This is a genomic window from Bradyrhizobium sp. (assembly GCF_047605465.1).
Taxonomy (GTDB): domain Bacteria; phylum Pseudomonadota; class Alphaproteobacteria; order Rhizobiales; family Xanthobacteraceae; genus Bradyrhizobium.
Genome location: NZ_JASGFS010000001.1, coordinates 367,842 through 383,871, shown reverse-complemented (window position 1 = coordinate 383,871; position 16,030 = coordinate 367,842). Strand labels below are relative to the sequence as shown.

Genomic DNA, 16,030 nt, shown 5'->3' with positions numbered 1-16,030 from the left:
CCGGGGCCTGCATCACCATGAGCTATCTCGCGTCCGCGCCGACGCCTCGACAACTCGACATCATCGCAGACACGGCGCTGCGCTCGTCGGTCAAAAACCACAGTGATTTGTCAACCGACCGCAAGCCCGAAAACCACAGTGGTTCGTCAACCGAGACCGCGAAGAAAAACCACAGTGATTTGTCAACCGAGCGTGGGAAGCGCATCTCGTCGCGGCGCAAGCAGCTGGGGATCTCGACCTCGGCGCTGATCTCGGCTGCGGGCGTCTATCCCCAAACCTATTTTCTCGCGATCCGCGGCAGCACCAACACACGCGGATCGACCTATGACGCCCTTGAGCGCGCCCTCGATCGGCTGGCCGCCGGCGTCATCCCGTCGGCGAAGCTGTCGCTCTGCCAGGCCTATCTTCGTACAATCACGGTGCAGTTGGCGGTCAAGACCGGCTGGGATCCCGAGCTGATGCTCAGTCAGGATTACGGCGCCGAAAACACGAACGACCCGATCTGGCTGCAGGCCTCGCGCCTACGACGCTGCGCGATCTATCTGCTCGTGGAGGGCCTCGACCTCGGCAAGGCCGACATCGGCCGCGCTGTCGGCGTCTCGCGCCAGGCGATCCACAAATCCGTTGCCGCGATCGAGGCCGAGCGCGAGCGTGACGGCGCGTTCGACGGCCTCATGAGCACGATGATGCTGCAGGTGCGGGGAGAGCGGCTGTGATCAACCTCCGCACCCGGCAAGGCTGGGACGATCTCAAGCAGAAGCTCGACGACCGGATCGGCGAAGTGCTGCGCTTGTGCAAGCTCGAGGAGCCGACGCGCAAGGGCTGGACGCTGTACGACGACCCCCGCGGCGACGGCCAGAAATGCTTCGGGCTGTGCCTGAGGGCGGATGGCCTGTCGTGGAAGAAGTTCAACGGCACTGAGAAGGGCAGGGCGCTCGAGCTCGTGGCCTATTGCTACGGCTGGTATCACATGGACAAGCGCGGCGCCGATGCGGCTGCGCGCTTCGTGATCGAGCGGCTCGGCCTGGCGCACGTCTCCGAGGAGGAGCTCGCGCGCGATCGCGCGGCCGCCAAGGTGAAGCGCGTCCAGGCCGAGGCCGACAACCACAAGCGCCGCGACAAGAAGGCGGCCGCGGCGTTCGCGGCCTTTGCCGGCGCCAGGCCGATCATCGGCACGCCGGCGGATCTCTACCTGCGCGATGCCCGCGGCATCGACCTCACCGCGCCGCCCTTTGTCGGCCCGCGCAGGGGCAACATCGCCCCCGGCTCGCTGCGCTTTGCGCCGTCGCATCGCTATTTGCTGCGCGACAAGACCGGCAATGTGATCGGCGAGCGCGCGGCTCCCTGCATGATCGCCTGCTGCACCGACGCGCAGGGGCAGATCCGCGCCATCCACCAGACCTGGCTGAAGGCCGACGGCAGCGACAAGGCGAAGTTTCCGCCCGCGCCCGACGGCACCGAGCAGCCGGCGCGCAAGGTGCTCGGCGAGTTCGCAGGCCTCGTCATCCCGCTCTGGCGCGGCGCGGGGCATTTCTCGGTGAAGGAAGCCGAGGCGAACGGCCTGCTGCAGACCGTGATCCTGACCGAAGGCGTCGAGGACGGCCTGTCGGCCATCCTGGCGGCGCCGCAACACCGCGTGTGGGCGATGATCTCGCTGTCGAACATGGCCAACGTGGCAGCCCGCCTGCCGGCCTGCATCGACAGCGTGATCGTGCATCGCCAGAACGATTGGGACAAGCCGAGCGCGGTGGCCGCGTTCGAGCGCGGCATGACGGCGCTGCGCGCGACGGGGCGCGCGGTCGCCGAGGTGCACGCCGTCTACGGCAAGGATCTAAACGATACGTTGAGAGGGGCGGCGTGACCAAAGGCAAGGGCAACGTCGTTCAGATGGCCAAGGCGCAGCGCGAACTCGATCGCCAGCGCAAATCGCGCGAAGACACTACGCCGATGACGCCGCGCGGGCCGAACGAGGTGCTCGCCGGCCAATGGTCAGCCGACATGTACGGCATGCCGTCAGATCCCGGCTGTGAATGCCCTGTCGAATGCATCGGCTTCGAGGGCGCCTACAAATACGTGATCGACAGCTCGGGCCAGTTCCGCGCGATGAAGGCGGCCGACTTCAACCAGGTCGGCATTCAGGATCTGTTTTCGGCAACGCCCAACTATCCCAAATGGATGCGGCCGCGCTGGCATCTGCCTAAGGGCATCGACGAGACCACGGGCAAGCCGCACAAGCCGATCATTAAGAGCTTCGAGGCCGACCAGATCAAGGAGGATTTCTTCCGCGCATGCGCCCGCAAGGGCTTCTTCTCGCCCAATGACAAGATGCGCGGCCGCGGCGCGTGGACATTCCGCTCCGGCAACCTCGTCTATCACTCCGGCGATGCGCTCTGGATCTGCGAGAAGGGCCGCTTCAAGACGCTCGCGACCGGCGTGCACGAGAACATGCTCTATCCGCGTCTGTCGGCGCTGTCCGAGCCGTGGACCGAGGCGATCACGCCCGACGAGAACCCGGCGAAAAAACTGCTGGAAACCTTCCGCAAGTGGAATTGGACGCGGCCGGAGGTGGATCCCGTGCTGCTGCTGGGGTGGATCGGGTGCGCGCTGATCGGCGGCGCGCTTGAGTGGCGGCCGGCGGTGCTGCTGATCGGCGATCGCGCGACCGGTAAATCGACGCTGCAGCAGGCGCTGCGCAACATCTTCGGCGACACGCTGTTTCGTTCGGCCGACACTACGGCCGCAGGTATCTACCAGGCGATGGCGCATGATGCGCGACCCGTCGCGCTCGACGAGCTCGAACCCGACAGCGACCCGCGCAAGCTCGATAACGTGGTGCACCTGATGCGCACCTCGGCCTCCGGCGACATCGGCCGGCGCGGCGGCCCGACCAAGGGCGAGGCCAGCGAATTCCAGATGCGCTCGGCCTTCCTGTTCTCGGCCATCAACAACCCGCTGCGCTCCGCCCAGGACATGAGCCGCGTCGCGGTGCTGCGGCTGATGCCGCTCAATCTCAACCAAGCCAAGCCTGATCCGGTCGACATCGAGACCACGGGCTCGATGATGCTCTCGCTGATGATGCAGGGCTGGGGCGACAACGGCGCCCGCTTTGCCGACACACTGCAGCGTTTCAAGCGTGCGCTCGAGCAGGGCGGCCATGGCGGCCGCGGCCAGGACACCTACGGCGTTCTGCTCGCCTGCGCGGCCACGCTGCTCGGGGATGAAGTCGCCGCAGAGATCGGCGTGCCGCTTGGGCCCGACGAGGAGCGCGAGTGGAGCAGGCTGCTCGGCGCCGAGACTTTGCCGGAGGTCGAGGATGCGAAGCCGAACTATCGGCAGTGCGTCGACCAAATCCTGACCGCTGTGGTGAAAAGCTGGCGCAATGCCAGCCGCAACACGATCGGGCAGACGATCGAGGAGCTGCGCACCAAGGACGAGGACGGCAACCCCGTCGAGGCGCCGCTCGATCGCGGGACCGCCAAGCGCGACCTCAACATCGCAGGCTTTGGCCTCTTCAACACGCATGAGATCGTAGCCGGCGTGATGCGCCAGGAGAGGATCGGCCTCGATGAGGCCCTCGCCCGCTACAATCTACCCTCATTCGGCTGGGTGCTGGCAGTTCCGAACAAGAGCACCAAGGTCGCCGAGCATCTCGTCGGCAGCGACTGGCAGCACGGCGCATGGAAAGACGCGCTGCGACAGTGCCCGATCGACGGCGTGATGATCACCAATTCCGAGATCAACAACCGGCGCATCGACGGCACCATGACTAGGTGCACGCTGATCGTGCTGGACCGCTACCACGGGGCACCGGAGAAGTGAGCAAGCGGCGTCGCCAGCCTCAGACGATCGAGGAACTCCTCGCGCCTGACCGCGCGTGGGTCACGCCTGGCGGCTGCTGGCTGTGGCTCGGCGGTGATGACGGCACTGGCGAGTGGCATGGCCTCGGCGCCTATGGACGCATTCTGCGGCCCGGCACCAGGCGCGTGATGCCCGTGCATCGCTACGTCTATGAGACCTTTGTCGGGCCGATCCCTTACGGCTACGACGTCGACCACATGTGTGCGAAGTGGGCGCCGGACCCTCGCCCGTGTCGCAAATGCGTCAACCCGGATCACCTGCAGGCTATCCCGCCGCGGCTCAATCAGCAGCTGAAGCTGTTGCGCCGCATGGGCTACGGCACAGAGGACATGGACCTCGAGGAGCCGCCGATCGAGCGGCCGCTGCGGCCGGTGTGCGAGCCCATCCTCGCGCCAGGCGAGCGCGACGAGGATCTCTGGATCTAGATCTCAGTCGTCGTGCGGGGCCTGCGCCGGGTCAAGCGCACGATGCCATAGATCAGATACGCCCAGGCCGCGATCAATAGCCACTGACTGAACCATATCTGTCCGGCATTGGCCGTGACACCGATCCTCTGTGCCGTGCCCATGACGATGTAGGTAACAAACGCAGCTCCGGCGCCGGCCGCCAGACCGACCCACCACCACGCGGAGCGTGTGAACGCGACCGCGGCCGCACATAGCATCACCACCCACGTCACCGGATCCATCGCCTTGCCTGCAAGCGAGCCCAGTAGTGTTCCCCATGCCGCTGCGCTCATTCCCTCGCCCTCGCCCCGTTGACTTTCCAAAATGTCCGCGCGGCTTGCCTCGCGACAGCGCTTCGCACCACTTATTTTCACTCTCACCATCTCGCGCACGCACTGTCGCGCGCCGCGCGGCCTCTGAATTCTCTGCAAACAACGGTTGACGCACGTCTGTCGGTACCATCGTGACCGATGCGCCCTGCCGCGAGCGATCGGGTGAGGGGATGCTACACCAGATTAGAGAGGTGTTGCATCAGGTGTAGCAGGCCAAGCCGCTGACATCACTATCGAATTCTCAATCTGCAACACTTGCAACACCTGCAACACCACTTGAGACCTCGTGTACGCGCGCGCACGCGCGCGCGCGAGGCGAAGTGGTGTTTCAAGTGTTTCACCTGTTGCATATTGAAAATTGAATAGAGAATATAAGGAGATAGGCTGCAACACCCACTGCAACACCTGAAACACTACAACTCGATCGGCGCCGGTTGTCGCCGCGTGCGCTGAATTAAATATTCGCGGAAATTCAGCGAGGTAGCGTCAGCGATGCCGAAGAAGGACCAAAAGGCCGCGGTCGCGGAAGTGATTGCGTCGGCGGCGGCCGCCGCGGCGCCGGCGCCGGTCGAGCAGCTCGAGCTCATGCCGGCAACGCGGTTCGAGCCTGGCTCCGATCGCCACGACAAGCTGGTCGAAGCCGTTCGAGCGAACAAGCGCGGCCGTCCGCCAGGCGCAGAGAACGTCGCGACGCGCGAAATGAAGGCCTTTGTGCTGAAAGTCTTCGGAGATCCGCTGCTCTGGCGCTTCCGATATCTGCAGCACACGCCGGAGACGCTGGCGCGCGAGCTCAACTGCACCATGCTCGAGGCCTATGACCGGCTCGATCGCCTAGCGGCGGATCTCTCAAAGCTGTTCTACGGGCAGATGGCCCAGGTCGACAGCGCCGGCCAGGCGGTGGCGCCTCGGTTGACGATGGTGTTTACGGGCCAGTCTGCGTCGGCGAGCGGGCCGGACGGCTCGGCGCGGGCACCGTGGCTGTACATTGAGCAAACGCAGGAAAATCAAGCGCTTAGCGCACCAGAGCAGAGCGTGTCGCACGGTGACGTGTCGCACGGTGACGACTAGCGCAGCATTCTCAAGGGCTTGTGGCTGTAGGGCAGCTACTCCCAAATCACCGGCCGCGAGGCCTTCAAGGCCGGTGACGTCGGCCTCGATCGTGCGGATCGAGCGTCGACCTGGCCGCAGGCGCCGCAGCGATGCGGAGGCCTGCGGCCGAGTTTTCAGGGGTGTACCCCCCGGGGGCGGCCGGGGCCGGGTACCCCCAAAACCCAACCTCGACGGCCCGTGCCCCCCAAGCGCGCGATTTTTTCCGCGCTTCGCCGCTGTCGGCGATCCGGTCTCAGCCAAGGTGCGCGAACGTTGGAAGGGCGAAACGGGGCGGGGGGATTTCGCGTGACTGAAGCGTCAAGCCCGCAGGCGCTGCTCGAGCAGACCTCGCTCGCCGATGTTCTGGGATCGGCGGACCCGTACAAAAATCAGATGAGCCACGTCGAGGCCGACGACGAGTTTCGCAAGCAGCATCCGGACGTCGTCGACCATCTGCACAAGCAGGAGAAGACCGGCACGGTAAACCTGATGCGGAGCGCGGGGCCGATCAGCGACCGCTACATCCTCTCGCACAACCCGGCAGATATCATCATCGGGCCTGGCGGCTCCGGCAAGACGATCGCGAGTGGCAAGAAAGCGCTGGTCGAGGCCCAAAGGATTTTTCCCGGTGCGGACGGGGTGCGCCGATATGTGCTCGGCACGTGGCGACAGAAGTACGTGAATATCTGGAAGGCGACAATACCTTCCTGGTGGAAACTTTTCCCCAAGGACATGCCCGGTTCGAAGTGGACTGGTGCGAGCCCGCGAGAGGCCGAGCACACGCTGACGTTCGAAGACGAGTTCGGCCGGATCGTGCTGACCAACCGCTTCCGCGCCTTCGGCGAGACGATGGATCCCGACGACATCCTGGGCAACGAGTTCACCGATTGCTATTTCAACGAATGGCCGACGCTGCCGGAGGAACTTTGCTCGGCGCTCGTCGATCGTGTCGGACGTGAACCGCCGCGCGAGATTATCAAGCGCGCTGGCCGCTTCTACGGCGACGGCAACGCCCCCGACGTCCTGCATTTCATCTTCCGCGACTTCTATGAGAACAAGAAACCGGGCCACGTGCTGCACGAGCAGCCATCCGGTCTCGCGCCGAACGCCGAGAACATCGAGGCCATGGGCCGCGGCTACTATGAAAACTCCGCGATGATGAACGCGCACAGGCCGTGGTGGATCAAACGCATGATCCACGCCAGGCCGGGCTTCACCCGCGCAAACAACCCGGTCTGGCCCGAATGGGACGAAGACCGCAACATGTCGAAGCACCCGATCCCGGTGATCAGGGAGTTGCCGGTCATCACGGGCAGCGACGGCGGCCTGACGCCGTCGACGGTCTACATGCAGGAAAAATCGAACGGGCAGCTTCGCATCCTCGCCGAATGCCCGCTCGATCGCGGTGGCATGCGAGAGCTCGCCACCGCGATGCTGCAGCTCGAGGCGACGCGGTTTGAAGGATGCGAGTTTCTTTCGCTGTGCGATCCGGCGATGTGCGCCGGCGAGGATCTCGAGGCGGGATCGGACCGGCAGAACCTGGCGAAATTCCTCGGGAGGAAGGTCCAGGCGGCGCCGACCAACAACCCGACGACGCGGCACGAAGCGATCAAGTCGAAGTTGCGTCACGCCTGCGAGGCCGGCGAACCGGGGCTCATCGTCGATCCCAGTTGCAAGACGATCCGCCGCGGTGCGGCGCAGACCTATCACTTCAAGCACATCGCCGGAACCGACGACCTGGGATCCGTCGCAAAGACCAAGGATGGCCACACCTGCGAGGCGGCCGAGTATGGCGCGCTGGCATGTGGCACGGCTGAAGCCAAGCGTCGCGTCGGCGAGGCAGCCGCGAACCGGGCCCGGCGGCGTGAAGAGGCCAGGGGCGCCGGCCGCTACAATCCGATCAAGCGGAAAAGGGCGTGAAAACGGCGGTTGACGCCAAATCGTCGCCCGTAGGGTCGGCAGCCTGACAAACCTCAAGGCTTCCTTCCCATGGGTTGGTTTTCCTCGCTGATGCACGATATCGGCACGCCGAGCAGCTGGTTCGGCAGCTCGAATTCGTCGCTGCAGGCGTCGATCGACGCGCAGACGGCCGCGACCAAGGCGGCGAGCGCGCAGGCCGCGTCGGATGCGGCTGCCGCCCTGAAGGCACAGCAGGACGCAAACCTTCTCGCGCAGGCGGCGTCGGTGCCGCAGAGCGACAGCGAGAGCGCGCGTGCAGCGTCCGACGATCAGAAGCGGAAGCTGATGCAGGGATCGAGCTTCGGGATCGGGCTGCAGTCCGCTCTTGGTGCGCCGCCGGTCGGCTTCCGCATGCTCTCGGGGCAATGAATGTCCGCCTGGTCCGATATCGAACCGCGTCATGCCGAGGTCAAGAAGAAGCGCGCGCTCGAGGAGCCGCGCTGGCGCGAGATCGCGCGGCTGATGCAGAGCGACGAGGATCTCTCCGGCGGCAATCGCAACGATCAACGGCAGCCGAACGGGGATGATCCGTTCGACAGCACGCCGCTCTATGCCAATGACGACTATGTCGGCGGCATGTTCTCGAAAGCGACCAATCCGGCGGAGCGCTGGTTCTCCTGGGGTGTGCCGGCGGATCCCGAGCTCGCCAAGTGGAAGCCGGCCAAGGATTATCTCTGGAACTACACCACGCTGATCCTCGCCTCGATCGACCCGACGATCGACAATTTCTATCTGAACGTGCCCGGCTGGTTCGGTGACATGGGCATGTTCGGATCCGGCTTCATGTGGCAGGAGGAGATGGTCGGGCAGGGGCGCATCGTCACGCCAAACCTCGCGCTCGCCGGCTGCTACAAGGACGTCGATGCGAACGGTGATCTCGACACCTTCCATCGCGAGTTTCGCCTGACCGGCCGCCAGGCCAAGGGCAAGTTCGGCGATCGGGCACCGACGGCGCGCGACGACGAAGAAATCCTCTTCGTGCACGCGGTTTCGCCCAACCCGGACTATCGGCCCGGGAGCCCGTTCGCGAAGTACATGCCGTTCAAGTCCTGCTACGTGTCGCCGGACAAGACCAGCTTCTACACCGAAAGCGGCTACGGCGACCTGCCGGTGCATCAGATCGAATGGTCGATGCGCGCCGGCCGCGTCTGGGCGAGAGGCCCCGGTCACAACGCATTGCCGGACATGTCGTCGCTCGACGAGGTCGCGCGGTCCACGATGGTCGGGATCCAGTTCGATGCCGAGCCGATGTGGTGGGCGGCCGACGAGGACGTGATGACCACGGCCGATATCGTGCCGGGGAACGTCCTTTACGGCGACAGCACCGGCGGCAAGCCGCCGGCGCAGATCCTCGAGCGCTCCAAGCAAATGGCGCTGCCGCTGCAACTGCAGAACGACCTGCGCAACCAGGTGCGGCGGGCATTCCGTTTCGCGCTGTCACAGGTGCTGGCCAACCGGCCGCAGATGACGGCCGAGGAAGTGCAGGCCTTCAGCCAGGACGAGTTGAAGGCGCTGGCGCCGAACCTGATCCGCGTGCAGCGCGGCCTTGCCGGCTTCATCCGCCGGCGCGCGCAGTTGCTCGACCGGCTGGGGGTCGTGCTCCGCACCATCGGGCCGCCGCCGCCGGAATTGCTGCGTACGCCCGTGACGCCGACTTTCGTGTCGCCGTTCGTGAAGGCGCAGAAGGCGGACACGGCCAACGGCGCGACCAGCTGGGTCTCCACCAAGATCAAGCTGTTCGAGGCGACGCAAGATCCGCGCTACATCGACGACATCGACGTCGACGGCTATTCGTCGGTGCTGCATGACGCGTTGTCGGGTGTGCCATCGATCAAGCTGGATCCGCGCCAGGTCGACCAGATCCGCCAGGCGCGCGCGCAAGCGCAGCAACAGCAGGCGGTGCTGATGCAGCAGGAGCAGGCCGCAGGCATCGTGGCTGACCTGTCGCATGCCGAGCAGGCGAAGACGCTCGCGCGGGGCCGTGCGACGAAATGAGAAAACAGAAGTTCGAAAACTGGCCGCACTGGTTTCGGTCGTTCTGGCCGGATGAACAGGCGCGTTTCGCTGCGATCAGCGGCTACAGGGTGCTCGCGACCAATTTCCCTGCGACGCTGGCAGACATCGCTCTGCGCAACAACGTTTTTGCGCCGATCAATGAGCCCGATGCGCACAAGGCAGCGATAGCCGAAGGACGGCGCCAAGCAGCGCTGGAAATCTTCAAGCTCGCCAACATCGATCCCGCCACCCTGTTCGATCGCACGAAGATCGACCGCACATCAGGAGGTAACAAGTGAGCACAGAACCCGTCACTCCCGCGGCGCCAGCCGCCCCGGCAGCTCCGGCCGCGCCTGCAGCGCCGGCCGCACCCGCAGCGCCGGCGACGCCGCCCGCTCCCTCAGCCGATCAGGGCTGGTGGCGTGGGGAAAGCTACAAGGGCCTCGACGGCGACACCGTCAAATTCCTTGACGGCAAGAATTTTCCGGACGTCAACACGGCGTTGTCGTCGGCGCGCCAGGCCGACACGATGGCGCGCGACCGCAACGTGATCGCCAAGCCCGACGCGAACAACCTGAAAGGCTGGGGCGGTTATACCGATCTCGGCTGGATGGCCGATCGGCAGCAGTACAAGTTCGACGCTCCGACGCTTGCCGACGGCGAGGTGCATGACGAAAAGGCGTTCGGCAAGTTCGCCGATCTCGCGCACGAGGCGCGACTTGCGCCATGGCAGGCCAAGGCGCTGTACGACGGAATGCATGCGCATGAGAACGCCCAGCTCAAGGCGTTTCGCGATGCCGGCGCGGCCGCCAACCGCGACCTCGAGAACGGCCTGCGCGGCAAATGGGGCGACAAGTTCGATGAGCGATCGGCGCTGGCGAAGCGCGCGTTCTCCTTCTTCAAGCCCGATGCGATCTCCGGCGCGCAGATGGATCAGATCATGGGATCCGCGGCCATGGTCGAGCTGTTCGAGAAGATCGGCGCGGCGATGGGCGAAGACAAGCTCGTCAATCCCGGCGGAGCGACGTTCGGGCAGAAGACGCCGGCGCAGGCTCGCGCCGAGCGCATGAAGCTGGAGGCCGATCCCGGCTGGATGGAGATTTTCCGCGATCCGCGGCACCCGCAGAACAAGGACTACATCAAGCAGCGGCAGGATCTGATCGATATCGAGGCGCGCTGACGGCGCGCCGCGAGCGAGTGAGGCAGGCAACGTCAGGAGAACGACATGGACCCGGAGAAACTAACTGCGGCCGAAGAGGCGGCAGAGAAGCAACGCAAGGAAGGTCTTGCGGCCGAGATCAAGCGCAAGGATGACGTCGAGCTCAACCTGTTCGCGCAGCAGATCGGCGTGGATGCCACGAAGTATCCGAAACGCGAGGACCTCGAGGCGGCGATCGAGCTGAAGGCCGAGCAGGATGCGGCGGCCGGCCGCAAGGCGATCCGCGACGCGGATCAGCAGCAGGCCGACAGCGTCGCCGGCGAGGAGGACAAGCGGAGCATGCACGCTCGCGCCGTGCGCGCGCTCGACGCTGAATTCTGCCGCCAGGTGCCCCAGGAGGCCTTCAGCGGAAGCTTCGACCCTGGCGAGGAACATCCGCGTTTCGGCGGCGAGTACAACGTGCCCGACGGCAAATATCGCCGCACGGGGTCGGAATGGGTGTTCGAGTTCAAGAAGAAGCGGCTGGTCGGCGCGGTTCGTGCCAACGAGGCCAACAGCTACGGCGGCAAGAACGTCAAGCACGTCGACTGATGCGGTTGACGGGCCGGCGCTGGCCATAGGTTCAGCGCCGGCCGCACCCTCGAAGCCGACCGCCGAGAGGCCCGCCTGACCTGAGCAAAAGCCGCTTCGCCGATCGCGGGCGTTAAACGATAGCCAGGCCCGCTCGGTTTCGAGCCGCACCCTGACGAAGCAACCCGAACCGTTCATCCGCTTCGACAGGAGATCGTCCCGTGGGACCGATTACCGACGCACATAAACTGACCTATTCCGCGAACGTCGCGCTGGCTGTCCAGCAGCGCAAATCGCGCCTCGAGATGGGCTATTCGTACCAGCCCGGGCTGTCCGGTCGCCAGATGACCATGCTCGAACTCATCGGATCGACCACGGCGGTGGTCGACCTCGGCCGCAAGGCCGACACGCCCGACATCGACAATTCGATCGAGCCGGTGTGGATCCGCCCGCGGCAGCTCGCCTGGGGCAAGCTGATCGAGAAGGAAGATGCCATCAAGGCATTGACCGACTACCAGTCGCCCTTCGTGCAGGCCGGCGCGGCTGCGATGGTGCGGGGCAAAGATGTTATCCTGGCTGCCGCAATGTTCGGTTCGCGCGTGATCGGCCAGGACGGCGCGACCGTATCGGCCTGGTCCGGTCAGACCGTCGCCGTCGGCATCGGCGCCAGCTCGACCGACGACACCACCGCGACCGGCATGAACGTGCGCAAGCTTCTGCGCGCGCGGCGCTACATGCAGGCTGGCCAGGTCGAGACCGGCGACGAGGAACTGTTCTTCTCGGGCAATGCGCAGCAGACCGAGGAGCTGTTCCGCGATCTCACCTACATCAGCCACGACTATCGCAACGGGAAGCCGCTCGACAGTCCGGACGAGCAGCAGAGGATCCTCAACATCACGATCCTGCCGCCGAACGACGGTTCGGCCGCCTTCGCGGACTACGACGGCAGCACCTACACGGCCGCGCTGTTCTGCAAGAGCGGCATGCATTGGGGCCCGTTCGATCCGCTCTCCGTCAACGTGCCGCTGCGGCCGGACAAGATGATGCGGCCGCATCCGCAGATGGAGGAGTGGCTCGGCGCCTCCCGCTCGGAAGACATCAAGGTCGTGAAGATCCTGACCAAGAAGTAACGCGCTCGGGCGCCGGCATCGCGCCGGCGCTCTTCCCCCTTTCGATGTTCACCAGGAGACCACAATGGCAGTCGTTACCAAATACGGCACGGGCTATCGCGATCCGACCTCGCTGAAGGCGATCGACGCGATCAGCCGCGGCGCCGAGCTTCGCGTCATCAAGTCGCGCGCATCGATCGCCAACGGCGACAATTCGGGATCGCTCTACTATCTCGGATCGCTGCCGAGCAACGCCAAGATCAATCCCGGCGCAACGCTCTGGTGCACCGCCATCACGGGCGTCAGCTCCGCCAAGCTCGGCTTCTACTATCCGAACGGCGGCGCCAAGATCCTCGATACCGCGCTGTTCAGCGGCCAGACGCTGGCGTCGGCGACGTCGGTGACGATGGCCGCGGCCGCGAACTCCGGCATCGCCACCCCGGCCAATATGGACAAGTTCGTCTGGCAGCTGGCCGGTCTGTCCGCCGATCCCGGCGGCGAGCTCGACCTGGTGCTGACGACCGCGGCGGACGCATCGGCCGCCGGCGATGTCTGGCTCGAACTGTCCTACGCCAAGGGCGTCTGAACCTTCTGCCGCCGCGCGGGCAACCGCGCGGCTCTCCTCCCGGTGATGGAGCGACAATGACGGCTGCTATCGGCACCGAGGAGTATGCGGCGAACCTCGCGCTGGGCCATCTCGGGCAGCCGGAGATCGCGGCGATGTCGGATGCCACCACGCGCGCGCGCAAGGTCCGGCAATTCTTCCCCTCCGCGCGCCAGGCGACACTGCGGCTCAAGGAATGGAACTTCGCAACCGGCTGGGTGCAGCCGGCGCAGGATCCGGTGCCGTCGCTGGGGCACCTCAAGAGGCGCTTCGCCCTGCCTCCCGATTGCCTGAAGGTGCGCTTCATCAAGGGGGACAATCGTCGGGAATGGGACGTCGAAAGCGGCGCCGCATCTGTGAGCGGCGTTTCGGTCGAGGTGATGATCCTGGTCACCAACATCAGCGATCCCGTCGTCTGCTACACCAAGGACGTGACCAAGCCGCGCCTGTGGGACAGCCTGTTCCTTCGAGGCTTCGGTTTCATGCTGGCCGGCGACCTCGCTGAAAGCCTCGGTCGATCGCGCGAGCTCGGTGAGGCGATGCGCGCGCAGGCTGAGAGGGAAGTCTCCGAGGCGGCCACCGTCGATGCCAGGGAGCGTCGTCAGCATCGCCGCCCCGAGACGTCCTGGGAGGCGACGCGCCGGGGGCGCGGCTTCTCCGGCCGCAGGCTCTGGTGAGCCATGACCGTCGCCTCGAAAGTCGACCGCGTCACCTTCGCCGGCGGTGAGCTGGGCGTGCAGCTCGCCGGCCGCTCGGATCTGGCAAAGTATCAGATCGCGGTCGAGAAGATGGAAAACTTCATCGTCATGAAGGGCGGCGGCGCCACGCGTGCGCCGGGCACGCGTTTCGTGCTCGAGCTCAAGGATCCGTCGCAGAAGGGCAAGCTGATCCCGTTCCGGCGCACCACGACCGACTATTACGCGCTGGTGATCAACGGTGGCGCGTCGCGCTTCGTGCGCCAGGGCGGTTTCCTTCAAAACCCGAATACGACGCCGTACGAGATGTCGGTGCCGTGGGTGGAGGCGGATCTCGCGGCCCTGCGCGCAGGGCAGGCCGGTAACTCGATCTATGTTGCCTCGGGAACGGCGAAGAAGCCGCAGGTGATCACGCGCAGCGACGTGCTGAGTTGGGCTTGCGCCGACTATGCGCCGGCCTCGGGGCCGGTCGATACGCAGAACGTCGACACGACGATCACGGTGCAGGCGAACGCCGTGACCGGCGACGTCTCGCTATCGGGTGTTAATGGGCCGTTCGCCGCGGATATGATCGGCGGCGTCATGAGGCTCGACGATCGCGACCTGTCGCTCACGCCCGAATGGCTGGCGACGGAGACGGCGATTGCGGTCAATTCGCAGCGGCGATGGAACGGCAACGTCTACCAGGCCATGGTCTCCGGGGCTGATGCGGGACCGAACGCGCCGGTTCACAGCAGCGGCGACGTGTCGGCTGGACAGGGCAAGCAGACATGGCGCTTCCTTCATCCGGGCTACGGCTATGTTCGTATCACGGGCGTGACCAATCCCAACGTTGCGACGGGGACCGTTCTGAGCCAGCTTCCGGCGACCGTGGTGTCGGGAGCGACCTATCGCTGGTCGGCGCCGGCATGGACGGCCGGCAAGGGCTATCCGGAGCTGGTCGCGTACAACTACCCCCGGCTCGGCTGGTACCGCGGCAACATCTATTGGCTCACCGCCAATGACGATGCGCAGAACTTCGATCTGGGCGTCGCCGACGACACCGATGCGATGGCGGGGCGCGTGATCCCGCCGGATGGATCGCTGGTCGAGATCAAGTGGGCGCTCCCGTCGTCCGGCATTCTCCTGCTCGGTACGAGCGATATCGAATGGGTGGTGCGCGGCCCGTCCGCGTTCGACGCGCTGACGCCGAAGGCGGCGCGGCCGTTCGCGATGGGATCGGATGGGTCGGCGCCGCAAATCGCGAGCGCGATCGACGGCGGCGTGATGTTTCTCGGCCGAACGCAGAAGAGGCTGCACTACACCAAGATCGACCCGACCAGCCAGTCACAGCAGCTCAACAGCCAGGAGCTGTCGGTGATGGCCGAACACATCTTCGCGCCCGGCATGGTCGGCGGCTGCTGGCAGCGCGACCCGTTCCGTGTCTATTGGATGTGGTTCGCCGACGGCTCGATCGCTTCGCTCACGTTCATGCCGGAACAGCAGGTCGCCGCGTTCTGCCGGCATCCGCGCGTCAATGCCTTCGTCGAGGACATGTGCTGCATCCCCTCGGTGTCGTCGGGCACCGACGAGATCTATCTGATCGTGCGACGGACCATCAACGGCGAGACCCGGCGCTACGTCGAGCAAATGGCGGAATATTTCCAGGAGCCGCAGGATCTGTCGGCGCCGACCGCCGCGGGCGCGTGGTTCCTCGACTGTGCCCTGCGGATTACCGGCGTCGGCCTGACGGCAATCACGCAGCTCGCTCATCTGGAAGGGCAGACTGTCGGTGTGTTCGCCGACGGCGCCATGCAGAACGTCAAGGTCGTGGCCGGCGGGAAGATCACGCTCGATCGACCGTCGAACGATGTTCTCGTCGGCCTTCCGGTGCGGGGCTATATCCGCGACCTGCCGCGGAACTTCAATACGCAGACCGGCGGCACCATGGGCGACCAGAAGACGGTGCACGAGGCGCTGGTGCGCGTCCTCTATACCGGCGGCGGGCGTGTTCGCGTCTACAGCAAGGAAGAGGATAACCCGGAGCTCTGGGAGCCGCTGATCCAGACCGGCGCCAACAATTATGGTGGCCTGCCGCCGCTGTTTTCGGGCGAGCACAAACTCACGGTAGAGGGCGCCTGGTCGAGCGAAGCCCAGCTCGAATTCGAGTGCGACGACGCGATGCCGTGCACGGTGCTCGCGCTCTCGCCCAAGATCGAAGTCGTGGAGACCTGA

16 protein-coding genes are annotated in these 16,030 nt (G+C 65.4%); 15 read left to right on the top strand and 1 reads right to left on the bottom strand.

From position 1 onward, the window contains the following. Positions 1–17 precede the first annotated feature (17 nt). From QM712_RS01860 to QM712_RS01845, 4 genes are read left to right on the top strand one after another with little or no spacing between them, the layout of a single operon-like run. Positions 18–716 carry a hypothetical protein gene (locus tag QM712_RS01860; protein ID WP_415021317.1) on the top strand — a complete coding sequence of 233 codons (699 nt, stop codon included), beginning with the start codon at positions 18–20 and terminating at the stop codon, positions 714–716. After that, the gene (locus QM712_RS01855) at positions 713–1,861 is read left to right on the top strand and encodes a toprim domain-containing protein (RefSeq protein WP_415021316.1); all 1,149 of its coding nucleotides are present in this window, start codon (positions 713–715) and stop codon (positions 1,859–1,861) included. Before QM712_RS01860 ends, QM712_RS01855 begins: the two co-directional genes overlap by 4 nt. Next, positions 1,858–3,819: a hypothetical protein gene (locus QM712_RS01850; protein WP_415021315.1), complete on the top strand. Its 1,962-nt coding sequence runs from the start codon at positions 1,858–1,860 to the stop codon at positions 3,817–3,819. Before QM712_RS01855 ends, QM712_RS01850 begins: the two co-directional genes overlap by 4 nt. Continuing rightward, the gene (locus QM712_RS01845; protein WP_415021314.1) at positions 3,816–4,283 is read left to right on the top strand and encodes an HNH endonuclease; all 468 of its coding nucleotides are present in this window, start codon (positions 3,816–3,818) and stop codon (positions 4,281–4,283) included. Before QM712_RS01850 ends, QM712_RS01845 begins: the two co-directional genes overlap by 4 nt. Here the strand turns inward: QM712_RS01845 and QM712_RS01840 are convergent. After that, positions 4,280–4,597 (bottom strand): hypothetical protein, encoded by a 318-nt coding sequence (locus tag QM712_RS01840; protein ID WP_415021313.1) that lies wholly within the window; start codon positions 4,595–4,597, stop codon positions 4,280–4,282. The genes QM712_RS01845 and QM712_RS01840 overlap by 4 nt on opposite strands. Positions 4,598–5,128: 531 nt before the next feature. Between QM712_RS01840 and QM712_RS01835 the strand changes: the two genes are divergently transcribed. The 11 genes from QM712_RS01835 (at position 5,129) to QM712_RS01785 (ending at position 16,030) form a co-directional block, all read left to right on the top strand. Then, the gene (locus QM712_RS01835; RefSeq protein WP_415021312.1) at positions 5,129–5,704 is read left to right on the top strand and encodes a hypothetical protein; all 576 of its coding nucleotides are present in this window, start codon (positions 5,129–5,131) and stop codon (positions 5,702–5,704) included. A 327-nt stretch (positions 5,705–6,031) separates the two neighbouring features. Then, positions 6,032–7,645: a hypothetical protein gene (locus QM712_RS01830; RefSeq protein ID WP_415021311.1), complete on the top strand. Its 1,614-nt coding sequence runs from the start codon at positions 6,032–6,034 to the stop codon at positions 7,643–7,645. A 69-nt stretch (positions 7,646–7,714) separates the two neighbouring features. Then, entirely contained in the window at positions 7,715–8,053 is a 339-nt protein-coding gene (locus tag QM712_RS01825) for a hypothetical protein (RefSeq protein WP_415021310.1), read from the top strand. Then, positions 8,054–9,679 carry a portal protein gene (locus tag QM712_RS01820; RefSeq protein WP_415021309.1) on the top strand — a complete coding sequence of 542 codons (1,626 nt, stop codon included), beginning with the start codon at positions 8,054–8,056 and terminating at the stop codon, positions 9,677–9,679. Positions 9,680–9,768: 89 nt separating this feature from the next. Then, on the top strand, positions 9,769–9,978 hold the full coding sequence (locus QM712_RS01815; RefSeq protein WP_415021308.1) for a hypothetical protein: 210 nt from the start codon (positions 9,769–9,771) through the stop codon (positions 9,976–9,978). Further along, the gene (locus tag QM712_RS01810) at positions 9,975–10,859 is read left to right on the top strand and encodes a hypothetical protein (RefSeq protein ID WP_415021307.1); all 885 of its coding nucleotides are present in this window, start codon (positions 9,975–9,977) and stop codon (positions 10,857–10,859) included. The genes QM712_RS01815 and QM712_RS01810 overlap by 4 nt, the downstream gene beginning before the upstream one ends. A 45-nt stretch (positions 10,860–10,904) precedes the next feature. Then, positions 10,905–11,429: a hypothetical protein gene (locus QM712_RS01805; RefSeq protein ID WP_415021306.1), complete on the top strand. Its 525-nt coding sequence runs from the start codon at positions 10,905–10,907 to the stop codon at positions 11,427–11,429. A 200-nt stretch (positions 11,430–11,629) separates the two neighbouring features. Continuing rightward, a complete protein-coding gene (locus tag QM712_RS01800; RefSeq protein ID WP_415021305.1) occupies positions 11,630–12,538 on the top strand; it encodes a phage capsid protein in 909 nt (302 codons plus the stop codon). A gap of 64 nt (positions 12,539–12,602) precedes the next feature. Then, positions 12,603–13,103, top strand: coding sequence for a hypothetical protein (locus tag QM712_RS01795; RefSeq protein WP_415021304.1), 501 nt, complete (start codon positions 12,603–12,605; stop codon positions 13,101–13,103). 56 nt (positions 13,104–13,159) lie between these two features. Next, the gene (locus tag QM712_RS01790; RefSeq protein ID WP_415021303.1) at positions 13,160–13,798 is read left to right on the top strand and encodes a hypothetical protein; all 639 of its coding nucleotides are present in this window, start codon (positions 13,160–13,162) and stop codon (positions 13,796–13,798) included. Positions 13,799–13,801: 3 nt separating this feature from the next. After that, positions 13,802–16,030 (top strand): hypothetical protein, encoded by a 2,229-nt coding sequence (locus QM712_RS01785; protein WP_415021302.1) that lies wholly within the window; start codon positions 13,802–13,804, stop codon positions 16,028–16,030.